The sequence below is a fragment of the Cytophagaceae bacterium genome (assembly GCA_016722655.1).
Lineage (GTDB): Bacteria > Bacteroidota > Bacteroidia > Cytophagales > Spirosomataceae > Leadbetterella.
On the sequence record JADKIR010000004.1, the window covers coordinates 3,402,857 to 3,423,315 of the forward strand.

Below are 20,459 nucleotides of genomic sequence, written 5' to 3' on the forward strand. Positions count from 1 at the left end.
ATCAATAATTTATAGTAAATTTTTAAATGTCGTTTTCTTCCAGATATTTCATTATCTCATTTTCTGAGACAGTCTCCAATGTGGAAGTGGGCTCAATATTTATGTCACCCGCTTCGGTCACTATCAACTCAAGGTCTGTGTCGGCAAGTGGTTGATCGGCCAGATAGGCCACCATTTCTTCGGAAGAAATTTGGGCAAACTGGTCAGCAGGTTTTTCCTGATATTTATAAAATCCGAAACCTAAACCACTAATTATAATTGCACTGGCTGCATAACGGAATATTTTTTTGTTACGGAAAACTTCCAAAAATGGACTTTGTTTTTTGCCAACAGTTTTTTCCAAATTTTTGGCTTCCATTTTTTCAAAATAATCATCAGAAGGTAATTGAAAAGCTTCTTTCTTGCTGATTTTTTCCAGAGAAATTTTCCCAAGAATCTGATTTTCCAATTCTGAAAAATAATCCTCAGAGGCTTTAAATGGCTGTTCTTTAGGGAATTCTTCGGTTTTTATGGCTCCCAAAATTCTTTCTTCAAAACTTTCAAAATAGCCTTCAGGAGCTTGAAATGGCTGATCTTCTGTTAAAGTCCGGACTCTGACTTCGGATAAAATCCTATCTTCCAGTTCCGAAAAGTATCCTTCGGGAACGGTGAAAGGTGATTTTATTTTGTTTGTTTCGATATCCATTCTTTTGTTATTCTTGTACGTTTGACAATTATTCCTGACCAAGGTTTAATTTTTTGTCAAAAAATCTTCAATTTTTTTTACTGCAAAATGATAAGTGGCTTTCAAACCTCCCACTGAAGTTTCGGTAATCTCGGCTATTTCTTCATATTTGAGGTCATCAAAATATTTGAGATTAAAAACCACCCTTTGCTTGTCGGTGAGTTCTAGTAAGGCTTTCTGTAATTTGGTTTGAATCTCATCGCCTGAGTAATAACTGTCACTTCTGGAAGTCTCGAGTTGATTGACCAATACCTCATTGTCATCGATTGAAACAGACATATCACGTCTTTTTTTCTGAAGAAAAGTCAGGGCTTCATTGGTGGCAATACGGTAAAGCCAGGTGTAGAGCTTTGAATCTCCCCTGAATTTATCAAGGTTTCGCCAGATTTTGATAAAAGCTTCCTGGGTCACATCATCGGCGTCATCATGGTCAATCACAATTTTCCTGACGTGGTAGTAAAGCTTTTCTTTGTAACTTTTCAGTATAGACTTAAAAGCCGTTTCATGCTTTGATGGATCCTGTAAAAGTTCAACAATTTCTTCGTCTTTCATTTTGGAGTAAAAAAAAATCCCGAAGCTTAGACGCTCCGGGATTCAAAAGGTTTAATTATTTTCTGGAAATAACTTTCTCAACAGCCGCAACGATGTTTTCGGCACTCAAGCCATACTTGATCATGAGCTCCTCGGGAGTACCGGACTCCCCGAACGAATTATTTACAGCAATATATTCCTGAGGTGCAAGAAAATTCTGCGTAAGTACTTGAGCAACAGCGTCTCCAAGTCCACCATTTGCCTGATGCTCTTCACAAGTCACCACACATTTGGTTTTCTTAACTGATTTCAAAATTGCAGCTTCATCCAGTGGTTTTATGGTATGGATATTGATGATTTCGGCATCAATACCTTTCTGTTCCAAAATCTCACCGGCTTTGATGGCCTCCCAAACTAAATGACCTGTAGCAACGATGGTTACATCTTTTCCTTCGTTTACCATCCAGGCTTTACCAATTTCAAATTTTTGATCGGCAGCTGTAAAAACAGGAACAACCGGGCGACCAAAACGCAAATAAACCGGACCATGATAGTCAGCAATTGCTTTAGTGGCGGCTTTTGTTTGGTTGTAATCGCAAGGATTTATAACCACCATATTGGGCATGGCACGCATCATGGCGAGGTCTTCCAATATTTGGTGTGTAGCACCGTCTTCACCAAGGGTAAGACCGGCATGAGAAACGGCCACTTTTACGTTTTTGTCAGAATATGCGATTGACTGGCGGATTTGGTCATAAACACGACCTGAACCGAAGTTAGCAAAAGTAGTGGCATAAGGAATTTTGCCACCGATAGTCAAACCGGCTGCGATGCCCATCATGTTGGCTTCGGCAATACCAGTTTGAATAAAGCGTTCCGGATGATTTTTGATAAACGGAGCGATTTTTAACGATCCCACAAGGTCGGCACAAAGGGCCACTACATTGGGATGCGACTCACCCAGCTCTGTCATGGCATCACCAAAGCCCGAGCGGGTGTCTTTTGATTCTGTGTATGTATATTTTTTCATCTGTAATATCTGATTTGAAATAAAAAATACGGGATCAATAATCTCCCAAAGTTTCTGGTAATTGAGCCAAAGCCGCTGCCAATTGCTCGTCGTTAGGAGCTACACCGTGCCATTTGTGGCTACCCATCATAAAATCCACGCCAGCACCCATTTCTGTATGAAGCAGGATCATTACCGGTTGACCTTTTCCGGTTAATCTTTTAGCTTTTCTTAGGCCGGCAACGACTGCTTCCATGTTGTTTCCTTCTTTGATGTCAATCACATTCCAACCAAAAGCCTTATATTTTGCTTTTAGGTCACGGTTTGACATTACCTGGTCAGTTGAACCATCAATTTGTTGTCCGTTGTAATCGATGATTGCCACCAGATTGTCAACTTTGTGATGAGGAGCAAACTGGGCTGCTTCCCACACCTGACCTTCCTGCTGTTCGCCGTCACCCATTAAAACGTAAACGGTTTTATCGTCGCCGTTAAGTCTTTTGGCTAATGCCGCTCCTATTGCCACTGACATTCCTTGTCCGAGTGAACCTGAGGCAACTCTTATACCAGGAAGACCTTCATGGGTAGTTGGGTGACCTTGTAAACGGGAATTTAGCTTCCGAAATGTTCCTAATTCTGCTGCTCCAAAATAACCTCTTCGTGCCAATACCGAGTAAAAAAGTGGTGAAGTATGGCCGTTGGAAAGGAAGAATAAATCTTCATCAGTTCCGTCCATTTTAAACGAAATATAGCCGCCTTTTCCTTTGCGGTTGTTGATTTTCATTTGTTGGAAATACAGTGCCACTACCACGTCGGCACAACCTAAGGAGCCACCCGGATGGCCGGATTTGCAACCGTGCACCATGCATACTATGTCGCGTCGCACCTGACTTGCAATATCCTGAAGTTCTTTGGTTTGCATCTAAATAAGAATTTTGTTTATAATTTTTACAAATTTACCACTATTTATGCTTTGGTCTAAATGTTTAGATCCAAAAACTAAATATTTTGATAACGTGTCAAATTTACACTTAATAAATTTATTTTGCCAATAATTTCTTATTTATTTTGTGAAAATCTGTCAGGGAATTATTCTATTGCAGGTTTTAAAACACATTATCAATCAATTATTTTTGTATAAATTATTTCTTTTTCCTAAATGATAAATAGTCTGAACGAAAAAACTGATTTTATGATATTTATCATCAACTGCAAAATCCAGATGTCATAAGAAATTATTATTATTGAATTTATTTTTAAATATTAAAGTATAAAATTACCAATATAAGCTTTTGAAAAAAAATGGCTAAACAACAAACAACAACCAAACCTAAGAGAACTGACATTGCAACCAAAACCAAACCAATTAAGGAAGCAATCAAGGAAAACTCAAACAAGAATGGGAAAATGGAGAAACCGGAAGTAGCTGAACCTCAATTACCTGCTCAGCTTGATTCCGATTGGAGGAATGTTACCGTGACTCTTGGAGAACTTTCAGATTTAAATTCCAAAAATAAGTTGGTTGAGTTTTTTAAGGAGAAAAATGCGGATCCACAGAAACTCTCTAAAACCCTGAAATACGAAGAAGAGCTCGAAAAGCTGCAGATAGAGCTGGTAAAACTCCAAAGGTGGGTTCAGGAAAGTGGGGCAAGAGTGGTGATATTACTTGAAGGAAGGGATGCTGCCGGTAAAGGAGGAACAATCAGGCGATTTACTGAGCATATGAACCCGAGGGCTTTGAGAGTAGTGGCTTTGCCAAAACCTACTGATGATGAAATGGGGCAATGGTATTTTCAGAGATATATCAAACAATTGCCCAATAAAGGAGAAATTGTGTTTTTTGACCGGAGTTGGTATAATCGGGCTGTGGTAGAGCCGGTTATGGGCTTTTGTAATCAAACTCAATATGAGCGATTTATGCAACAGGTGACAGAGTTTGAGCACATGCTCTATGAAGATGGTATTATCATCATTAAATTCTGGTTTTCGATTTCCAAAGAAGAACAATTAAGGCGATTTAATTCAAGAAAATCTAATCCATTGAAGCAGTGGAAACTGAGTCCGGTTGATATGGAAGCCCAAAAACGCTGGAATGAATACACAAAATACAAAGAGGAAATGTTCAATAAGACCCATGTGTCGTTTAGTCCATGGATAATTGTAAAAGCAAATAACAAAATGAAGGCCCGATTGGAGAGTATCAGATATGTATTATCTCAGATTCCATATTCAAACAAAGCCACAACTGTTCGGGTTTTGCCTGATCCTGATATAATAACCAGATACCATAGAAGGGCCATTCAGGTGGATAATTAGGATATTTCAGGCGGGTTCAAAAGCCGTTTCAGATTTGATTTCGCCCATAACAAAAATGCTCTGAGTCGAGCCGATATTTTCGAGGGAAGCCAGTTTGTTCATAATGAAAGACTGGTATTCTCTCATGTCAGTTACCACTACTTTTAGCAAAAAATCATAATCACCAGATATATTGAGGCATTCAGTCACTTCAGGCATGGATACAATGGCTTTTACAAATTTCGCACCGGCCTCCTGTGCGTGTTCTTTCAATCTTATGTTACAGAGTACCATCAGGTCTTTTCCTACTTTTTCCCTGTTGACTAATGCTACATATTTTTTTATAACTCCTTCATTTTCAAGTCTTCTTACTCTTTCATAAACCGGGGTTGGAGATAGGTTTAACCTACCTGCCAATTCCTTGGTCGTCAATTTGGCGTCTTGCTGCAAATGCCTGATTATTTCTTTGTCGGTTTCGTCAAGTTTCATATTAATTCAAGAAAATGATAACAATATTAGATAAAACACAATCGAATTGCAATTTTTTCAGATAAAATATCTATATTTTTTATCTTATACTTTATTTTTTATCTTATTTGATTATTTTTGCAAAAAAAAGATAAGCTTAATGAGCAGACTTAAAGAGACATTAGGGAAAAGGATATTGATTTTGGATGGAGCAATGGGCACCATGATTCAAAGATACAAACTTACTGATGCCGATTACCGTGGAGAGCGATTTAAAGATTTCCCTCATGATATAAAAGGAAATAATGACCTGCTTTCGATTACCCGACCCGATGTGATTGAGGCCATACATAAAGAGTACCTTGATGCCGGTGCTGATATAATAGAAACCAACACCTTCAGTGGCACGACTGTGGCTATGGCTGATTACCACATGGAGGAGCTGGTTTATGAGCTGAATCTGGAGGGTGCCAAAATTGCGAGAAAAGCAGCAGATGATTATACTTTGAAGAATCCTGAAAAACCAAGATTTGTGGCGGGCTCAATGGGACCCACTACAAAAATGGCTTCTCTTTCACCTGATGTAAATAATCCGGGATTTAGAGCTATTACCTTTGAAGAATTGGTGGTGGCATTTAAAGAACAGGTAAATGGGCTGATTGATGGCGGTGTGGATGTGCTATTGATTGAAACAGTGACTGATACACTTAATTGCAAGGCTGCCATTTATGCTGCTAATGAGGTAATAGATGAAAGAAAATTAAAAAATCCTGATTTTGAAATGCCTATTATGGTTTCAGGAACTATTACTGACCAGTCGGGAAGAACGCTCACCGGTCAAACCTCCGAGGCATTTTACAATTCTGTTTCTCATGGAAATCTGCTATCCATTGGTTTGAATTGTGCTCTGGGTGCTCGTGCCATGAAGCCATATCTGGCAGAGCTTTCGAGAGTAGCAGATTGCTTAATAAGTGTATATCCCAACGCCGGGCTGCCCAATGAAATGGGACAATATGATGAAAGTCCGGAGTTTATGGCCTCACAAGTCAAAGAATTTCTGGAAGAAGGCTATGTGAATATTTTGGGTGGATGTTGTGGAACTACCCCCGGTCATATTAAAGCATTTGCTGAAATCGCTCAAAATTATCAACCCAGGATAAAGTCTGAAATAGAACCGCTTTTAAGGCTTAGTGGGCTGGAGCCAATGACACTTACCAAGGAACTTGGTTTTGTAAATGTGGGAGAGAGAACCAATGTGACCGGCTCAAAGAAATTTTTAAGGTTAATAAAAAACCGTCAGTTTGAAGAAGCTCTTTCTGTTGCTCAGAATCAGGTGGAAGGTGGTGCCAATGTGATTGACATCAACATGGACGAAGGTATGCTGGATGGCGTGGAATCAATGACCACATTTCTGAATCTCATTGCAGCTGAACCGGAAATATCTAAAGTGCCTATCATGATTGACTCTTCAAAATGGGAAATCATTGAGGCCGGATTAAAATGTGTGCAAGGAAAAGGTGTAGTGAATTCCATATCGCTGAAAGCGGGTGAAGCGGAATTTATCAAACAGGCAAAGACCGTAAAAATGTTTGGAGCGGCTGTTATCGTGATGGCCTTTGATGAAGACGGTCAGGCCGATACTACAGCCAGAAGGATTGAAATAGCGAAACGTTCTTATGATATTTTGACCCAAAAAGTAGGTTTCCCTGCTCAAGATATCATATTTGATTTAAATATTTTCCCTGTCGCTACCGGAATTGAGGAACATAAAATCAATGCCATTTCATTTTTTGAGGCTACCAAATGGGTTAGAGGAAATCTTCCTCATGCCCATGTGAGTGGTGGTGTGAGTAACGTTTCATTTTCATTCAGAGGAAATGACCGGGTAAGAGAGGCCATACATTCTGCATTTTTGTATCATGGACGCCAGGCTGGTATGGACATGGGAATAGTGAATCCTGCCATGCTGGAAGTTTATGATGACATTCCGAAAGACTTATTGGATGCGGTTGAAGATGTTTTATTAAACAGAAAGGAGGACGCAACAGAGAGATTGCTTGAATTGGCCGAAGGTCTGAAAGGGACCGGAAAAGAAACAGAAGTTGTAGCCCAGGAATGGAGAAGTTTACCTTTAGAAAAACGCATTACCCATTCATTAGTTAAAGGAATCGTAGATTTCACCGATGAAGATATGCAGGAGGCCCTCGATAAATATCCACAGCCACTTCACATTATTGAAGGTCCTCTAATGGATGGGATGAACGTGGTAGGGGATCTTTTTGGCTCTGGAAAGATGTTTCTGCCTCAGGTGGTGAAGTCGGCAAGAGTTATGAAAAAGGCGGTGGCGTATCTTTTGCCTGCATTAGAAGCCGAAAAACTCAGGACTGGAAATACTACTACCAATAATGGAAAGATTTTGCTCGCCACAGTTAAAGGTGACGTACATGATATCGGAAAAAACATCGTCGGTGTTGTTTTAGCTTGCAACAATTACGAAATCATTGATATAGGTGTAATGGTGCCGGCTGAGAAAATCCTTGCTGCTGCTGAAGAACATCAGGTCGATGCCATTGGTTTGAGTGGATTAATAACTCCTTCACTTGATGAAATGGTCTTTATGGCCAAAGAAATGGAGAAAAGAGGAATGAAGATTCCGCTCTTAATTGGTGGAGCCACCACTTCCAGGGTACATACCGCAGTCAAAATTGATCCTAATTACAGCGGCCCGGTAGTTCATGTTTTGGATGCTTCCAAATCAGTTCCTGCAGTTAGTAACCTTTTGAGTAAAGATTTAAGTAAGAATTATATTCAATCTTTTAAAGAAGATTATGCCCGATTCAGAGAAGAATATGAAAGCCGTCAAACTGCCAAAAACTATATTTCTATCGCTGATGCCAGAAAAATAAACTTCAAATAAGCTTTGATGACTATCAGCCTGTAAAACCTAAGTTTTTAGGAACAAAAGTTTTAGAGAAATACAGTTTAAAAGAAATAGCTGACTACATCGACTGGACGCCATTCTTCCAGTCCTGGGATTTGCATGGACATTATCCAAAGATTTTAAATGATGCAGTAGTAGGTACCGAGGCCCAAAAGCTATTTGATGATGCACAAGCCATGTTGAAGAAAATTATTTCTGAGAAATGGTTTGAAGCCAGGGCTGTAATTGGTTTCTGGCCAACAGCTACCGAAAACGATGATTCTCAGTTGATATATGACTTTGAAATCAATGATGAAGGGCACAGCAGCAGTTGTTCGTCACTCGCTCATGATCATAAAATTTATATCGAGAAACGTGAAAAAGTAATTGGCCAACTGCAGCATTTACGGCAACAAGGCCAGAAAGGTTCAGGTTTACCCAATTTATCAATTGCTGATTTTATAGCAGCAAAAGAAAGCGGAATAAAAGATTATTTCGGATCATTTGCTGTAGCCATTTTTGGTGCTGAGGCAAAAGCCAAAGAATTTGAAAAGACCCATGATGATTACAATGCGATTATGGTGAAAGTATTGGCCGACAGATTTGCCGAGGCATTTACAGAGCTTTTACACAAAAAAGTCAGAACTGAATACTGGGCTTATGCTGCAGATGAACAATACAATACAGAAGAGCTCATTAAGGAAAAATATCAGGGAATCAGACCGGCACCTGGTTATCCTGCCTGTCCTGACCACACCTTGAAGGAGACGATTTTCAGACTATTAGATGCTGAACAAGCAATTGGTATAAAGTTGACTGAAAGTCTGGCTATGTGGCCGGCATCTGCAGTGAGCGGCATGTATTATGCTCACCCTCAGTCCAAATATTTTGGTTTAGGTAAAATCAACAATGATCAGGTGGAAGACTATGCCTCGAAATCGGGAAAGGATATCGAATTGGCCGAAAGATGGTTGAGTCCGGTGTTGAATTATTGAGACTAATCAGAATTTAAGGGGGAATATCTTTGCAATATTCTCGAAGTCGGCATCATTATGAATTAATGTTAGATTATATTCTAATGCATAATTGGCTATAATACAGTCGTTTATTTTCCTGATTGAAATTCCGTGTTTCCTCAGAGTTCGGTATATTTCTGCAGCTTTTATAGATGCTTCAGGTTCAGGCAAGACAAGTGTATTTATATTAAGGAAAAGTTTTTTGAATTTTTGATAAGCTAAATCATCCTTAAATCCTTGCAAAACTTCCTGAATAATTATTGGGCATATGCAAATAATATTTCCCCCATTTTCAATTTCTTTGTGGAGAATTTTGGTTTGTTTATTGTCAATACCTCGGATATAATCTATCCATGTGGAAGAATCAATAAGTTTCAGCATAATTACTGCTTCTCATTTCATTTAAATCACCTTCCCAAACATTTGAACCTTTAAATTCAGTCAATTGCTTGATTTCCTGTCTTTTAATGTATTCTTTTAGTGCCTCATTAATTAAAGCACGCATTGTCTTATGGCCTGATAAATTCATTGCTCTGTCAATAAGTTGACTGTCCAAAACTATGTTAGTTCTCATTTATACACATTTAATTGTGCAAAAATACACATAAACATTAAAAATAAAAATTTTCCTTACCTCACCACCACCTGAGCCGTATTTCTACTGAGCTGCTCAACGAAGACTTTTCTGCCTTCAGTAATATTTTTTAAAGTTTCAGATTGATAATGACGAACCGTAATAAGTTCAAGGTCAGTATTATACAATATTTTGAATCGTTTTTGCAAGTCTGCTTTCAGATCGTCAAATTTCATTTCATCAAAATCGAGACAAACTGTATAACTCATCGCAGAGTTTTGACTCAGATTGCATTTAAGATTATGCCGGGCTATTATTTCAAAAATATTGGAAATGTTTGCTTCTGTCACAAACGAAAAATCCAGGGTAGAAATAGAAATCAAAACCTGATTTTTTTTTACAATAACTGAAGGTAAGTCGGTCTGAGTAAATGGTTTGTCGTCAACAACTGTACCTGATTCAGATGGATGTAAAAATGGCTTAACAAACAATGGAATGGCCGAATTTTGTAAAGGTTTGATGGTTTTGGGATGGATAACCGTAGCTCCATAATAGGTCATTTCAATGGCTTCCTGATAGCTTAGTTGCTCGTATTTTCCGGGGTTTTCAAAAAGCCGTGGGTCTGCACACAAAACACCCGGAACGTCTTTCCAAATCGTAACAGATTCAGCACCAAGGCAATGGGCGAATATAGAGGCGGAGTAGTCTGAGCCTTCGCGACCCAAAGTGGTGGTTTTCCCGTCTGATGTGCCACCTAAAAAACCCTGAGTGATATAAAGCGGAAAATCCTGGTCGATTAATTCAATACTACTTTTGGTGACATCCCAATTTACTTTTCCTTCTCTGAAAGTGGAATCGGTTTTTATATATTTTCGGGAATCCAACCATTTGTGCATAAGATCGATTTCTTCAAAATAATAAGAGATGATTTTGGTGGATAGAATCTCACCAAATGATACAATCTGGTCGTAAAACTCATCAAATTTTTCCCCGTTATACCTTTCAAATTTAATTCTTATTTCATTGATTTTGTCATCTAAAAAATTGAGAATAGGGTCAGGATTTTTGAATAAACCCAAAATCAAATCAGTATGAAATGCCCTTACAACTTCTATTTTTTCTTCAAGATTTTCCTTTTTGAAATATGCCGATTTAACCACTTCTTCCATTGCATTGGTGGTTTTTCCCATGGCCGATACTACCACAAGAATATTATTTCCTTCAAAATGTTCCAGTATTTTTACCAGATTTTTAACGCCTTCCGGCTCTTTGACCGAAGCTCCACCAAATTTGAAAACAAGCATAAAAAATTAAAAATTATCTTAAGATTTTGTATCAAATATAATTGAATTTCAAATTCCAGATTTGCATTCAGAGAATCAATTTTAATTTCATAAATGTGCAATCAAATATATTTTTCTAAAAATTCATATTTTACCTATATTTGAATCAATAATCTTAAGATATATATGACCACTTTCAAAGTCACAATTCCCGAAAATGAAATTTCAACTTTTAAAGACTATTTAAATAAAATAGGAGCTCATTTTGAAGTGTTTCCTTCTGAGCTGGAGTTGTCAAATGATTATAAAAAAATTATGGACACCATGCTATCTGAGTTGGAAAATGGAAAACTAAATTTACTCTCTGAAGAGGAATTTAAATATAAGACTGAACAAAAATGAAACTTAGTTTTCAGGATGGTTCATTGGTTGATTATTGGGAAGGATACAATTTTTACCACAAGATTTCGCCCCAATTATCCCAAAAGTTTTATCAAGATTTTTGGGATTCAATCGGTAAAGTTAAAGCAAATCCAATGCAATTTCAGGAAAGATACCGGAAAATAAGAATAGCGTTCTTAAATCGTTTTCCTTTTGGAATTCACTATTTAATTAAAGGTGACAGAATAATAGTTTTGAAAATATTACATACCCGCAGATTTTTGAAAATGTAATTTTTTCAAATTCAATCCCCAAAAAACTTCAATTTCAAAGCATTTTCACCTGCCAGTTTACCTACCAACTGCCCTTTATCCAATCCTTCCCGATAGTGAATTCCTCCGTAAAGTCTTGAAATACTCGTTTCATTGGCCGATTCCAAGAAATTTTTAAATGTTTTAGGTGCTCCTGTCCAATATTTTGAGTAATCTGTAAAACCAGTACTGTCGCCCATATATTTGGTCAAAACAGTGGCCATTGCCGCCGATTGTGCTGAGTGTCCTGATGGGAATTCGGGAAATGGCGGAGTCAATAAGGTGGTTTCCCATGCACTATCTATGTATTTTTTGATATATGCTACCGGTCTTATAAGATTGTATTTATATTTTAATCCCCATGTAATCACAAAGGCATCGTGCATAGCAAGGCTCAGATTAGCGTACAATACCGCAGCAGAATCAATGCTTGTGGGATTATTCCTGAAAATATGCGTCAAAATCGAAAGAGAGTGACCAATTGGTGTATAAGTGTATGTTGCGGCATCGTCCCAGAAATTGGCAATCCTGTGCTTTTCAGATCCCGGAGTTACTTCCTTTGAGACGGTGTAAACTTCCAATGCCTGCTTGTAAAATTTAGAATCTTTATAAATCGAAAAATCAAAACCTGGCCTTATATCCGATTCTTTCTGGTTGTCAGCAATGAATGTCCGAACTTTTCCCCAGTCAGGATGCAAAGGCCCAGTATTTTCTAAATCTGCAGTTCGGTTTATTTCAAAGCAACTGTCGCATTTTGGTAATTTGTAATTAATATCATAACTCCTGTAAGTACTTTCTTTAGCACCATCTCTTTCGGCATATTTCAAAATCAATTCGGCAACTGAAATACCATAATTTTTTGATTTCATCACTGCGAGTTTACTTTGATTTTTCGAAAATTGGGAATCTACCGAGTCTTTATGTGCCAAAACTCTTTCCATATATACATAAGGAGCTGCTAGAAAGAATTTATCCATAGTCGCAAAAATCGCATTGTTTAAAGCTAGTTCCGGAATAAAATCTGAAGAATCTACCAAATACTCCGGCGGAACCACAAAACCCTGCAATTGACCTGATAAACTTCTTAGGTTTTTATAAGCCGGCAAAATAGATTGATAAGCCGCCAGGTTAATATATGCAATATTTCTGGCTGCCACCAAAGGTGTGTAACCGGGAGTTTGCTCGAGCAAATCCATCACTAAAACATGCCATTTTACTTGTAAATCTGAGGTCTTGAAGTCATAAGTTTTAGCAGGAAGAGCTTTTTCATAAATAATTAGTTCTGTGGTATTTCCTTCCTGAAATTCTCTCCTTTGAGGAACCTGTGAAAAAGAGTGTATGGCGGTAAATATTAGTAAAAATGCCTTTTTCATTTTATGCTTGACAGAAAATGCCGTATTTTGGTTTCGGATTCGAATTTAACATCAAAACCTTTTCTTTTGCATGCGTCCAAAAAAATTATTTTTGCTTGATGCCATGGCACTGATTTACAGAGCCCATTTTGCTTTTATCAAAAACCCCAGAATTACTTCAACAGGCCTCAATACAAGTGCCGTTTTTGGTTTTACCAATACTTTGTTGGAAGTGATTAAGAAAGAGAAGCCAACCCACCTGGCAGTGTGTTTTGATACAAAAGCCCCCACTTTTAGACATGAGCACTTTGTGGAATACAAGGCAAATCGTGAGGAACAACCTGAGGACATCACTGTGGCCATACCCCTTGTAAAAAGGTTGGTAAGGGCCATGAATATCGCTTTGATTGAAAAAGATGGCTTCGAAGCCGATGACGTGATTGGAACCCTGGCCAAAAAAGCACCCAGAGACGAATTTGATGTTTTCATGTACACACCCGACAAAGACTATGGTCAGTTAGTAGATGAGCATATTTTCTTATATAAACCGGCATTTCTGGGCAATGGTGTTGAAATAATGGGTGTACCTGAAGTTTTGGCCAAATGGGACATTAAACGCATTGACCAGGTGGTTGATATGCTGGGGTTGATGGGCGATAAAGTGGATAATATTCCCGGAATACCTGGGGTAGGGGAGAAAACAGCGGCTAAGTTGCTTGATCTTTATGATTCTGTGGAAGGAATACTTGAAAATGCCGACAAAGTACCCGGTAAAATGGGAGAAAAGATAAAAGCAGGGAAAGAGTCAGCTTTGATGTCAAAGTATCTGGCAAAAATAGAATTGGATGTTCCAGTGGCATTTGATGAAAAAGATCTGCTTTACGAAGAACCTCATTATGAGGAACTTTCGGCATTACTTGACGAGCTGGAATTCAGAACTTTGAAAACCCGACTTATTAAAAATGCTGATGGCACGCCCTCAGCTCAGGTCAATTCACCAGCTCCCAAAACTAAAAAAGCAGCAGATACCAGTTCTCAAATGAACCTTTTTGGTGAAGCAGACACTGAGGAAGACAGCAATGAGACTAAAGGTGAAAAAGATACCATTGATACAGTGGTGCATGAATATTATTTGATTCAGGCATCTGAAGAAAGGGCTGAATTGATTGAATATCTAATGGCACAGGAAGAGCTGTGTTTTGATACAGAAACTACTGATATTGAGGCTATTGATGCCGAAATTGTAGGGCTTTCTTTCGCATATAGACCTCATGAAGCCTATTACATTCCATTCCCGGCTAATCAGGAAGAAGCTAAAACGATACTAGAGGAATTCAGACAGGTTTTTGAAAATGAAAAAATCAGGAAAATTGCTCAAAACCTGAAATATGACCTTACAATTTTGGCAAATTATGGAATTGACCTGAAAGGCGAGCTTTATGATACCATGTTGGCTCATTATATAGTAGAGCCAGAGCAAAGGCACGGGATGGACTATCTTGCTGCTAATTATCTAAATTATGAACCAGTATCGATTGAAACTTTGATAGGTACAAAAGGTAAAAAGCAGGGAAATATGCGGGATGTTCCGTTGGAAAAAATCAAAGAATATGCCGCGGAAGATGCCGATGTGACCATGCAACTCAAGCATATTCTTGATAAAGAACTTCGGAAAACTAACCAGGAAAAACTGTTGACCGCGGTAGAAGTACCTTTGGTGCGGGTACTGAGTGCAATGGAACGGGAAGGGGTGAAACTGGATGTAATGGCACTTGCCGAATTGCAGGAAACGCTTCAAAAGGATTTGGTTAGAACCCAGATGGAGATTTTCGAAATTGCAGGAATGGAATTTAATGTGGGTTCACCCAAGCAACTGGGCGAGATTCTCTTCGAAAAAATGAAAATTGATGAGAAACCCAAAAAGACTCCAACCGGGCAATATGCCACTGGTGAAGATATTCTCAGTAATTACGAAGCGGAGCATAAAATTGTTCAGAAAATTCTTGATTTTCGGGAATTCAGTAAACTCAAAAGCACTTATGTAGAAGCCCTTCCTCAGCTTATTTCGAAGAAAACAGGCAGGATTCATACTTCATACAATCAGGCAGTTACGGCTACTGGCCGACTGAGTAGTACCAATCCCAATCTGCAAAATATACCTATCAGGACCGAACGAGGCCGGGAAATCAGGAAAGCATTTATTCCGAGAGACAGCGAACATTTGATACTTTCTGCCGATTACTCGCAGATTGAGCTCAGAATAATGGCCGCTTTCAGTGGTGATGAAAGTATGCTGGAGGCCTTTAACCAGGGAATTGACATTCACTCTACCACCGCTTCCAAGGTTTTTGGAGTAGGTTTGGCAGATGTCACCGGAGACATGAGAAGAAAAGCCAAAATGGTCAATTTTGGGATAATATACGGCATTTCAGCTTTCGGATTGGCTCAAAGGCTAGGAATTCCAAGAGGGGAAGCGAAGGATATTATTGATAATTATTTTGGACAATTTCCAAAAGTTAAGACCTTTATGGATGCCTGTATCAACAACGCACGAGACTTGAAATACGTGGAAACGATTTTGGGCAGAAGAAGATACCTCAGAGATATCAATTCAGGTAACCAAACTAACCGTGGATTTGCCGAAAGAAACGCCATAAATGCTCCGATTCAGGGTTCAGCGGCTGATTTGATTAAAGTAGCCATGATTAATATTCATGATTACTTTAGGCAGGAAAACCTAAAGTCAAAGATGATTCTCCAGGTGCATGACGAATTGGTCTTTGATGCTCACATTTCTGAAATTGAACTATTGAAAGAAAAAGTCGATTATTTCATGGCTACGGCTATTCCGATGAATGTAAAAATTGAGACAGGAATTGGAGTAGGAAAGAACTGGCTGGAGGCACATTAGATTCACTAAATTGATTTTGTTTTACTTGATATCAAACTGTTTATTTACAAATGTATATAAGCATGATTTTGGTCATTGGATTGTTCTTGAATAAAATATAGTTTCGCTGATAATAATAGTACCTGACGATTATTCCAGAATGGTCAGGACACCATGAAATGTTAGCAAACCGATATAAAGTATATTCATATTTTCTTATCCCTACAGGAATATTATTTCTTATTTTCTACCTCAGAGGCATAAAACCCGAATTTTTAAACATTCCGGTATTTGCCATTGCCAGTACATATATTGAAAACCGTACTTTCAGTATGGTCCAGACCAACGCTATGGACGAACTTGGTTTTTTGTTCCTGATTTCAGGAATATTACTTTTGGTTTTGACTCAGGAAAAAAACGAAAATTTTCTGCTAAATGAATTAAGGTTAAAAGCATTTTTTTTCGCTTTTAAGTTTACAATGGTGCTTTGGTTGATCTGTTATTTCCTGTTTTATGGATATATCATTTTTCCCATCTCTATGCTTTCTTTTCTTTTCTTTATATTGGTTTATTATGTGTATTTCAGAATTATTTGCAGGTAATTTAAATATTAAATAAAATGAAAATATTACATTTCACATCCCTTTTTTTATTAGTTGGATTGACTTCCTGTGATTTATTTGATTCTGCAAATCCGGATTCAAAATTGGGTGGAGATCAATCTGTAATAGGTGAAGTAGGCAATACGTTTTCACTCGGAAGTATATCTGGGGTAAATGGATTTAAAGCCGAAGTTAAGACTTTAGATGCAGGTGTGAGTGATATTTCGGCAAGTCTAACGATTTCAGACCCGGTAATTCTGGAAATGGCTAAGTCAGTGCCGGAATTTAAATGGAACGGAAATACCTTAAGTGTCACAAAAAAATACCGAATTACTGAAGAGGGTATTCAAAATGTTTATGATGAGGGAAATTTTACATTGGTTAAATACGATGATAAAGTTGGCGATTCCTACTCTATCAAAGTTGATGGGAAAAAAATTACCAGAGAAGTGGAATATAAATCAACCACTGATGATTATGGATGGGGAATGATGAACATAAAAGTCATGAAAGTGGGAGAGACGGGTCGTCCTGTAGCAGGTGTATCCAAAATAGAATATATCTTGAATCATAAATTCGGTGTTGTGGGTTTCAAGGCCTATTTCGAAGATGGAAGCAGTAAAGAAGTGAGGTTTTTTAGTAAAAATTAAGCAATATATCATTTATCTATACCCTTAAATAAACCGCTCGGGGCTTCTGTTTTAAAATGGAAGTCCCGTTTATTTCATAAATTTATGTTATTACGAGATCCAAATATTCCAATTTCCAGTGAAGTTCTTGCCGAAGCCTTGGGTGATGCCTTTGGAGCATATCAAACTTTGGAAAAAGATTTAATTGAGCGTCTTGGATTGATTTATCAATGGAATTTTTATAAAGACGGAAAAGCCTGGTTATGTAAAGTTAGCTTTAAGAAAAAAACGGTTTTTTGGCTTTCAGTGTGGGAAGGTTATTTTAAAATCACATTCTATTTTTCAGAAAAAACACTAACAGGCATCTTAGATTTACCTGTAAACAGGCAAATAGTAGAACTTTTAAATAATGGTGTTCATATAGGCAAGTTTATTCCTTTGACTTTGGATATACACAACCAAAAATTGTTTTCGGATCTAAATGAAATAATCAAATATAAAATGAGTCTGAAATAATATATCTTCACTCTGAAATGCTATGAAAAGTATCGAAATCTATTTTTTTTCAGGTACAGGCAATGCCAAAAGAATAGCACTTTGGATCAATCATCAGGCTCAAAAACACTTGATACCATGCCACCTTCACAATATTGCACACATAAAATTCAAATCTTTTGAGGTGCCTGAAAAGGGCTCATCAATTTTTATTATCTCCCCCATCCATGGGTTTAATTTCCCTAAAATTACCCTCGATTTCATCCGAAATTTCCCCAAAGGCTCAAACCAGGTAGTGCTCATGAATACCCGTGGTGGAATGAAAATTGGAAATTGGGTTACTCCAGGATTGACCGGCATTGCTTTTTTCCTTAGCAGTTTGTGGTTAAAAATAAAAGGATACACCATACAGGGGCAAATTCCTTATGATATGCCGTCAAATTGGATTTCCCTCCATCCGGCTATTAGACCAAATGCATCAGGTTTTATCCATGAGGTGATTAAAAACCGTGTCGAAAAACATTGTGAAATGCTGTTTAGGGGGAATAATTTATTTATTTCCAGACGAGAAATTATTCAGGATGTATTGATTGCCCCCATTAGTTTTTTGTATTACTTTTTTGGTCGTTTCTTTTTAGCCAAAACATTTTATGCTTCACATCATTGTGACAACTGTGGTATTTGTATAAAAGATTGTCCTGTTGACGCCATCGTCGAAGTCAATGGCAGGCCTTTTTGGACACACAAATGCGAAAACTGTATGCATTGCATGAACAATTGCCCGCAGAATGCTATTGAGGTTTCAAATGTACTCGGTATAGTAAGCTTTTTAGTCTATTCTATTGTAACCGCCATAATCTTTAGATTTCTTTCTTTTGATTTCCAATTGGGAGTAATTGCTAAATTTCTGGTAACGAACCTTATTTTCTTTTTAATCTTATATTTTTTATATTATATTCAGCATCAGATACTTAGAAATAATTTCATTGCCAAACTGATAGCACATTCTTCCTTGACTTTCTATAAGTTTTGGGGCAGATACAAATCAATGGTTACAAAAGATAAAAAAAAGTAAACCAAATATGGCCTTAAATAAAAATATGTGTTTTTAAATGATTATATGAGTTTTATCATTGGAATAATAAGTAATATTTTAGAAGTTTAGAGCATAAAATTTCCATAAAATGTACATTTAAAATGCTTTGATTTTTTTGGTTTGTATTAACTATTTTATAACTAAATATCCTTAAATCATGAAAACATGCAGGTGGTTAGTAATTCCCGTAATTTTGTTATTTTTCACATCTTTTACCTTTGCACAAAAAATAGGCGTTAAGATTGGTGCCAGTTTAGCAGATATCTCTTATGTTTCTGAAGGAGAAAACTTTAATGATGATCTGAAAATCAGAGCCGGATTCCATGCCGGACTTTTGGCTGAAATGCCGCTTTCTGAAAAACTTGCAGTGGAATTGGGCCTTATTTTAAATCAAAAAGGCTATCGCATGAGTGGCAGTGAAGAAGAAGATGGATATAATTATTCTTATTCTGGCTCTGCAAGTGTTATTTATGCCGATATCCCTTTAAATATCAAAGCTTATTTCGAACTCGAAAACGACATGAAAGTTTTTGCAACCGTTGGACCTTATGTCGGTGCCGGAGTTTTAGGTAATTCCAAATATAAAATTACTGTAGATGGTGAATCAGAATCAGATTCAGAAAAATTAGTTTTTGGCTCTGATGAAGACAGCGATTTTAAAAGACTGGATTATGGGGTTGGAGTAGGAGTTGGCGTGGCTATGGAAAAACTCCAGTTTGGTATCAATTACAATTATGGACTTGCCAATATTGCTCCCGGTGGAGATGCCGACAATAAATTCTCAAATCGGGTGATAGGAATTTCTCTAAGTTATTTTTTAAAATAAAATAATCCGTGTGATAAAAAGAGGAGAGGAGACTCTCCTTTTTTTATGCTATTTTTCCAATTCGGAGAATGAATATTAAAACCAAAAGGATTATTATTTTTCGATTACAAGTAAGTTAGGATATATAAAATCATTTAAAAAGCATCGATTACCGAATTTTATTAATGTTATTTCAATTTAAAAAATTATCTCAAATCTTTATTCTATAAAACAAGTAGGATTCAAATTTCGGAATATTGGTTATGAACCTTTATTAGTTTCTTGAAATCCGACTTTTATTTTTTCTTTAATTATTTTTTCATATTTTTATCTTATAATTAATCCGTAAATAAATTTTAAACATAAATCTCTTTTTTCATGAAAAAAATCAGCCACTTAGTTCTTTTCTTTTTCCTTTTTGCAGGAAGTTTTAATGCTTTTTCACAAGAAATCGGCCTTAGGGCAGGGGTCAACTTATCCAATCTGCTTATCAAAGACAGTGAGGAAAATGGATTTAAACCGGGCTTAAATTTGGGTGTAATCGGCGAGTATCCTCTAACCGAAACTATTTTTGTTGAATCAGGATTGTTATTTTCTCAAAAAGGCACTCGCTATAGCGAGTCTGAAGATGGTGAAAAATTGACTGTCAAGTTTGGATTAAATTATTTAGAAATTCCAATTTTTGCAAAGCTATATCATGAACTAGATAATGATATGCAGGTTTTTGGTTCTGTGGGGCCGTATGTAGGTGTGGGTCTAAATGGTAAATTAAAATTAAAATATTCCTACGATGGTGATTCTGAGTCGGAAACAGAGTCTATTGATTTTGGCGATGATCTTAAAAGATTAGATTATGGTTTAGGAATAGGGGCTGGTGTTAGAAAAGAGAATTTACAATTAGGATTAAACTTTAATTTTGGATTGGCCAATCTTGATCCAGATGGCGATAGTGATTACCGTACTTCAAACCTTGCAATTGGAGTAAATTTCACTTATTTTCTTAACAAATAAGGTATAATTGATATTTTTCAATGATTGAAGGCAGCCATTTTTTTAATTGGCTGTCTTTTTTTTATAA

General features: G+C 37.2%; 19 protein-coding genes and 1 pseudogene. 11 read left to right on the plus strand and 9 right to left on the minus strand.

From position 1 onward, the window contains the following. Nucleotides 1–22: 22 nt before the first annotated feature. The 4 genes from IPP61_15410 to IPP61_15425 are packed head-to-tail and all read right to left on the minus strand — an operon-like array spanning nt 23 to nt 3,186. Nucleotides 23–685, minus strand: a complete 663-nt coding sequence (locus IPP61_15410) for a hypothetical protein (GenBank protein ID MBL0326545.1) — start codon at nt 683–685, stop codon at nt 23–25. Nucleotides 686–730: 45 nt separating this feature from the next. Next, entirely contained in the window at nt 731–1,276 is a 546-nt protein-coding gene (locus tag IPP61_15415) for an RNA polymerase sigma factor (GenBank protein MBL0326546.1), read from the minus strand. Nucleotides 1,277–1,331: 55 nt separating this feature from the next. Continuing rightward, a complete protein-coding gene (locus tag IPP61_15420; protein MBL0326547.1) occupies nt 1,332–2,285 on the minus strand; it encodes a transketolase family protein in 954 nt (317 codons plus the stop codon). 34 nt (nt 2,286–2,319) lie between these two features. Next, the gene (locus tag IPP61_15425; GenBank protein ID MBL0326548.1) at nt 2,320–3,186 is read right to left on the minus strand and encodes a transketolase; all 867 of its coding nucleotides are present in this window, start codon (nt 3,184–3,186) and stop codon (nt 2,320–2,322) included. 485 nt (nt 3,187–3,671) lie between these two features. Between IPP61_15425 and ppk2 the strand changes: the two genes are divergently transcribed. After that, entirely contained in the window at nt 3,672–4,580 is a 909-nt protein-coding gene (ppk2, locus tag IPP61_15430) for a polyphosphate kinase 2 (protein MBL0326549.1), read from the plus strand. Nucleotides 4,581–4,586: 6 nt separating this feature from the next. Here the strand turns inward: ppk2 and IPP61_15435 are convergent, their stop codons facing one another. Then, nucleotides 4,587–5,048, minus strand: a complete 462-nt coding sequence (locus IPP61_15435) for an Lrp/AsnC family transcriptional regulator (GenBank protein ID MBL0326550.1) — start codon at nt 5,046–5,048, stop codon at nt 4,587–4,589. A gap of 139 nt (nt 5,049–5,187) precedes the next feature. Here IPP61_15435 and metH point away from each other — a divergent pair. Beyond that, nucleotides 5,188–8,942: pseudogene (gene metH / locus IPP61_15440) on the plus strand (methionine synthase). A gap of 6 nt (nt 8,943–8,948) precedes the next feature. Here the strand turns inward: metH and IPP61_15445 are convergent. Genes IPP61_15445 through IPP61_15455 form a run of 3 tightly spaced genes read right to left on the minus strand, consistent with a single transcriptional unit; the run spans nt 8,949 to nt 10,841 of the window. Continuing rightward, nucleotides 8,949–9,347, minus strand: coding sequence for a PIN domain-containing protein (locus tag IPP61_15445; GenBank protein MBL0326551.1), 399 nt, complete (start codon nt 9,345–9,347; stop codon nt 8,949–8,951). Beyond that, a complete protein-coding gene (locus IPP61_15450) occupies nt 9,328–9,537 on the minus strand; it encodes a type II toxin-antitoxin system VapB family antitoxin (GenBank protein MBL0326552.1) in 210 nt (69 codons plus the stop codon). Before IPP61_15450 ends, IPP61_15445 begins: the two co-directional genes overlap by 20 nt. A 56-nt stretch (nt 9,538–9,593) precedes the next feature. Next, complete coding sequence (locus IPP61_15455) at nt 9,594–10,841, minus strand: aspartate kinase (protein MBL0326553.1); 1,248 nt, start codon at nt 10,839–10,841, stop codon at nt 9,594–9,596. 165 nt (nt 10,842–11,006) lie between these two features. Between IPP61_15455 and IPP61_15460 the strand changes: the two genes are divergently transcribed. Together IPP61_15460 and IPP61_15465 are read left to right on the plus strand one after the other, a co-directional pair. Continuing rightward, nucleotides 11,007–11,222: a hypothetical protein gene (locus IPP61_15460; protein ID MBL0326554.1), complete on the plus strand. Its 216-nt coding sequence runs from the start codon at nt 11,007–11,009 to the stop codon at nt 11,220–11,222. Continuing rightward, the gene (locus IPP61_15465; protein ID MBL0326555.1) at nt 11,219–11,494 is read left to right on the plus strand and encodes a type II toxin-antitoxin system RelE/ParE family toxin; all 276 of its coding nucleotides are present in this window, start codon (nt 11,219–11,221) and stop codon (nt 11,492–11,494) included. Before IPP61_15460 ends, IPP61_15465 begins: the two co-directional genes overlap by 4 nt. Before the next feature lie 11 nt (nt 11,495–11,505). Here IPP61_15465 and IPP61_15470 read toward each other — a convergent pair whose 3' ends face one another. Then, a complete protein-coding gene (locus tag IPP61_15470) occupies nt 11,506–12,885 on the minus strand; it encodes a vanadium-dependent haloperoxidase (protein MBL0326556.1) in 1,380 nt (459 codons plus the stop codon). A 70-nt stretch (nt 12,886–12,955) separates the two neighbouring features. On the opposite strand from IPP61_15470, the gene polA reads away from it, so the two are divergent. The 7 genes from polA to IPP61_15505 all read left to right on the plus strand — a co-directional run bounded on the left by polA (nt 12,956) and on the right by IPP61_15505 (nt 20,392). Further along, nucleotides 12,956–15,775, plus strand: a complete 2,820-nt coding sequence (polA, locus tag IPP61_15475; protein MBL0326557.1) for a DNA polymerase I — start codon at nt 12,956–12,958, stop codon at nt 15,773–15,775. A gap of 158 nt (nt 15,776–15,933) precedes the next feature. Beyond that, nucleotides 15,934–16,356 carry a hypothetical protein gene (locus tag IPP61_15480; GenBank protein ID MBL0326558.1) on the plus strand — a complete coding sequence of 141 codons (423 nt, stop codon included), beginning with the start codon at nt 15,934–15,936 and terminating at the stop codon, nt 16,354–16,356. A 17-nt stretch (nt 16,357–16,373) separates the two neighbouring features. After that, a complete protein-coding gene (locus tag IPP61_15485; GenBank protein ID MBL0326559.1) occupies nt 16,374–17,006 on the plus strand; it encodes a hypothetical protein in 633 nt (210 codons plus the stop codon). A gap of 84 nt (nt 17,007–17,090) precedes the next feature. After that, on the plus strand, nt 17,091–17,501 hold the full coding sequence (locus IPP61_15490) for a DUF3788 family protein (protein ID MBL0326560.1): 411 nt from the start codon (nt 17,091–17,093) through the stop codon (nt 17,499–17,501). Nucleotides 17,502–17,523: 22 nt separating this feature from the next. Beyond that, nucleotides 17,524–18,555: an EFR1 family ferrodoxin gene (locus IPP61_15495; GenBank protein MBL0326561.1), complete on the plus strand. Its 1,032-nt coding sequence runs from the start codon at nt 17,524–17,526 to the stop codon at nt 18,553–18,555. 178 nt (nt 18,556–18,733) lie between these two features. Next, nucleotides 18,734–19,402 carry a PorT family protein gene (locus tag IPP61_15500; GenBank protein ID MBL0326562.1) on the plus strand — a complete coding sequence of 223 codons (669 nt, stop codon included), beginning with the start codon at nt 18,734–18,736 and terminating at the stop codon, nt 19,400–19,402. Nucleotides 19,403–19,759: 357 nt separating this feature from the next. Next, the gene (locus tag IPP61_15505; protein ID MBL0326563.1) at nt 19,760–20,392 is read left to right on the plus strand and encodes a PorT family protein; all 633 of its coding nucleotides are present in this window, start codon (nt 19,760–19,762) and stop codon (nt 20,390–20,392) included. The last annotated feature ends 67 nt before the right edge of the window (nt 20,393–20,459 follow it).

What these genes read in the sequence shown, in the direction of transcription:
- IPP61_15410 (MBL0326545.1), bottom strand. Translation starts at nt 685, where the DNA reads ATGGATATCGAAACAAACAAAATAAAATCACCTTTCACCGTTCCCGAA.
- IPP61_15415 (MBL0326546.1), bottom strand. Translation starts at nt 1,276, where the DNA reads ATGAAAGACGAAGAAATTGTTGAACTTTTACAGGATCCATCAAAGCAT.
- IPP61_15420 (MBL0326547.1), bottom strand. Translation starts at nt 2,285, where the DNA reads ATGAAAAAATATACATACACAGAATCAAAAGACACCCGCTCGGGCTTT.
- IPP61_15425 (MBL0326548.1), bottom strand. Translation starts at nt 3,186, where the DNA reads ATGCAAACCAAAGAACTTCAGGATATTGCAAGTCAGGTGCGACGCGAC.
- ppk2 (MBL0326549.1), top strand. Translation starts at nt 3,672, where the DNA reads ATGGAGAAACCGGAAGTAGCTGAACCTCAATTACCTGCTCAGCTTGAT.
- IPP61_15435 (MBL0326550.1), bottom strand. Translation starts at nt 5,048, where the DNA reads ATGAAACTTGACGAAACCGACAAAGAAATAATCAGGCATTTGCAGCAA.
- IPP61_15450 (MBL0326552.1), bottom strand. Translation starts at nt 9,537, where the DNA reads ATGAGAACTAACATAGTTTTGGACAGTCAACTTATTGACAGAGCAATG.
- IPP61_15455 (MBL0326553.1), bottom strand. Translation starts at nt 10,841, where the DNA reads ATGCTTGTTTTCAAATTTGGTGGAGCTTCGGTCAAAGAGCCGGAAGGC.
- IPP61_15460 (MBL0326554.1), top strand. Translation starts at nt 11,007, where the DNA reads ATGACCACTTTCAAAGTCACAATTCCCGAAAATGAAATTTCAACTTTT.
- IPP61_15465 (MBL0326555.1), top strand. Translation starts at nt 11,219, where the DNA reads ATGAAACTTAGTTTTCAGGATGGTTCATTGGTTGATTATTGGGAAGGA.
- IPP61_15470 (MBL0326556.1), bottom strand. Translation starts at nt 12,885, where the DNA reads ATGAAAAAGGCATTTTTACTAATATTTACCGCCATACACTCTTTTTCA.
- polA (MBL0326557.1), top strand. Translation starts at nt 12,956, where the DNA reads ATGCGTCCAAAAAAATTATTTTTGCTTGATGCCATGGCACTGATTTAC.
- IPP61_15480 (MBL0326558.1), top strand. Translation starts at nt 15,934, where the DNA reads ATGTTAGCAAACCGATATAAAGTATATTCATATTTTCTTATCCCTACA.
- IPP61_15485 (MBL0326559.1), top strand. Translation starts at nt 16,374, where the DNA reads ATGAAAATATTACATTTCACATCCCTTTTTTTATTAGTTGGATTGACT.
- IPP61_15490 (MBL0326560.1), top strand. Translation starts at nt 17,091, where the DNA reads ATGTTATTACGAGATCCAAATATTCCAATTTCCAGTGAAGTTCTTGCC.
- IPP61_15495 (MBL0326561.1), top strand. Translation starts at nt 17,524, where the DNA reads ATGAAAAGTATCGAAATCTATTTTTTTTCAGGTACAGGCAATGCCAAA.
- IPP61_15500 (MBL0326562.1), top strand. Translation starts at nt 18,734, where the DNA reads ATGAAAACATGCAGGTGGTTAGTAATTCCCGTAATTTTGTTATTTTTC.
- IPP61_15505 (MBL0326563.1), top strand. Translation starts at nt 19,760, where the DNA reads ATGAAAAAAATCAGCCACTTAGTTCTTTTCTTTTTCCTTTTTGCAGGA.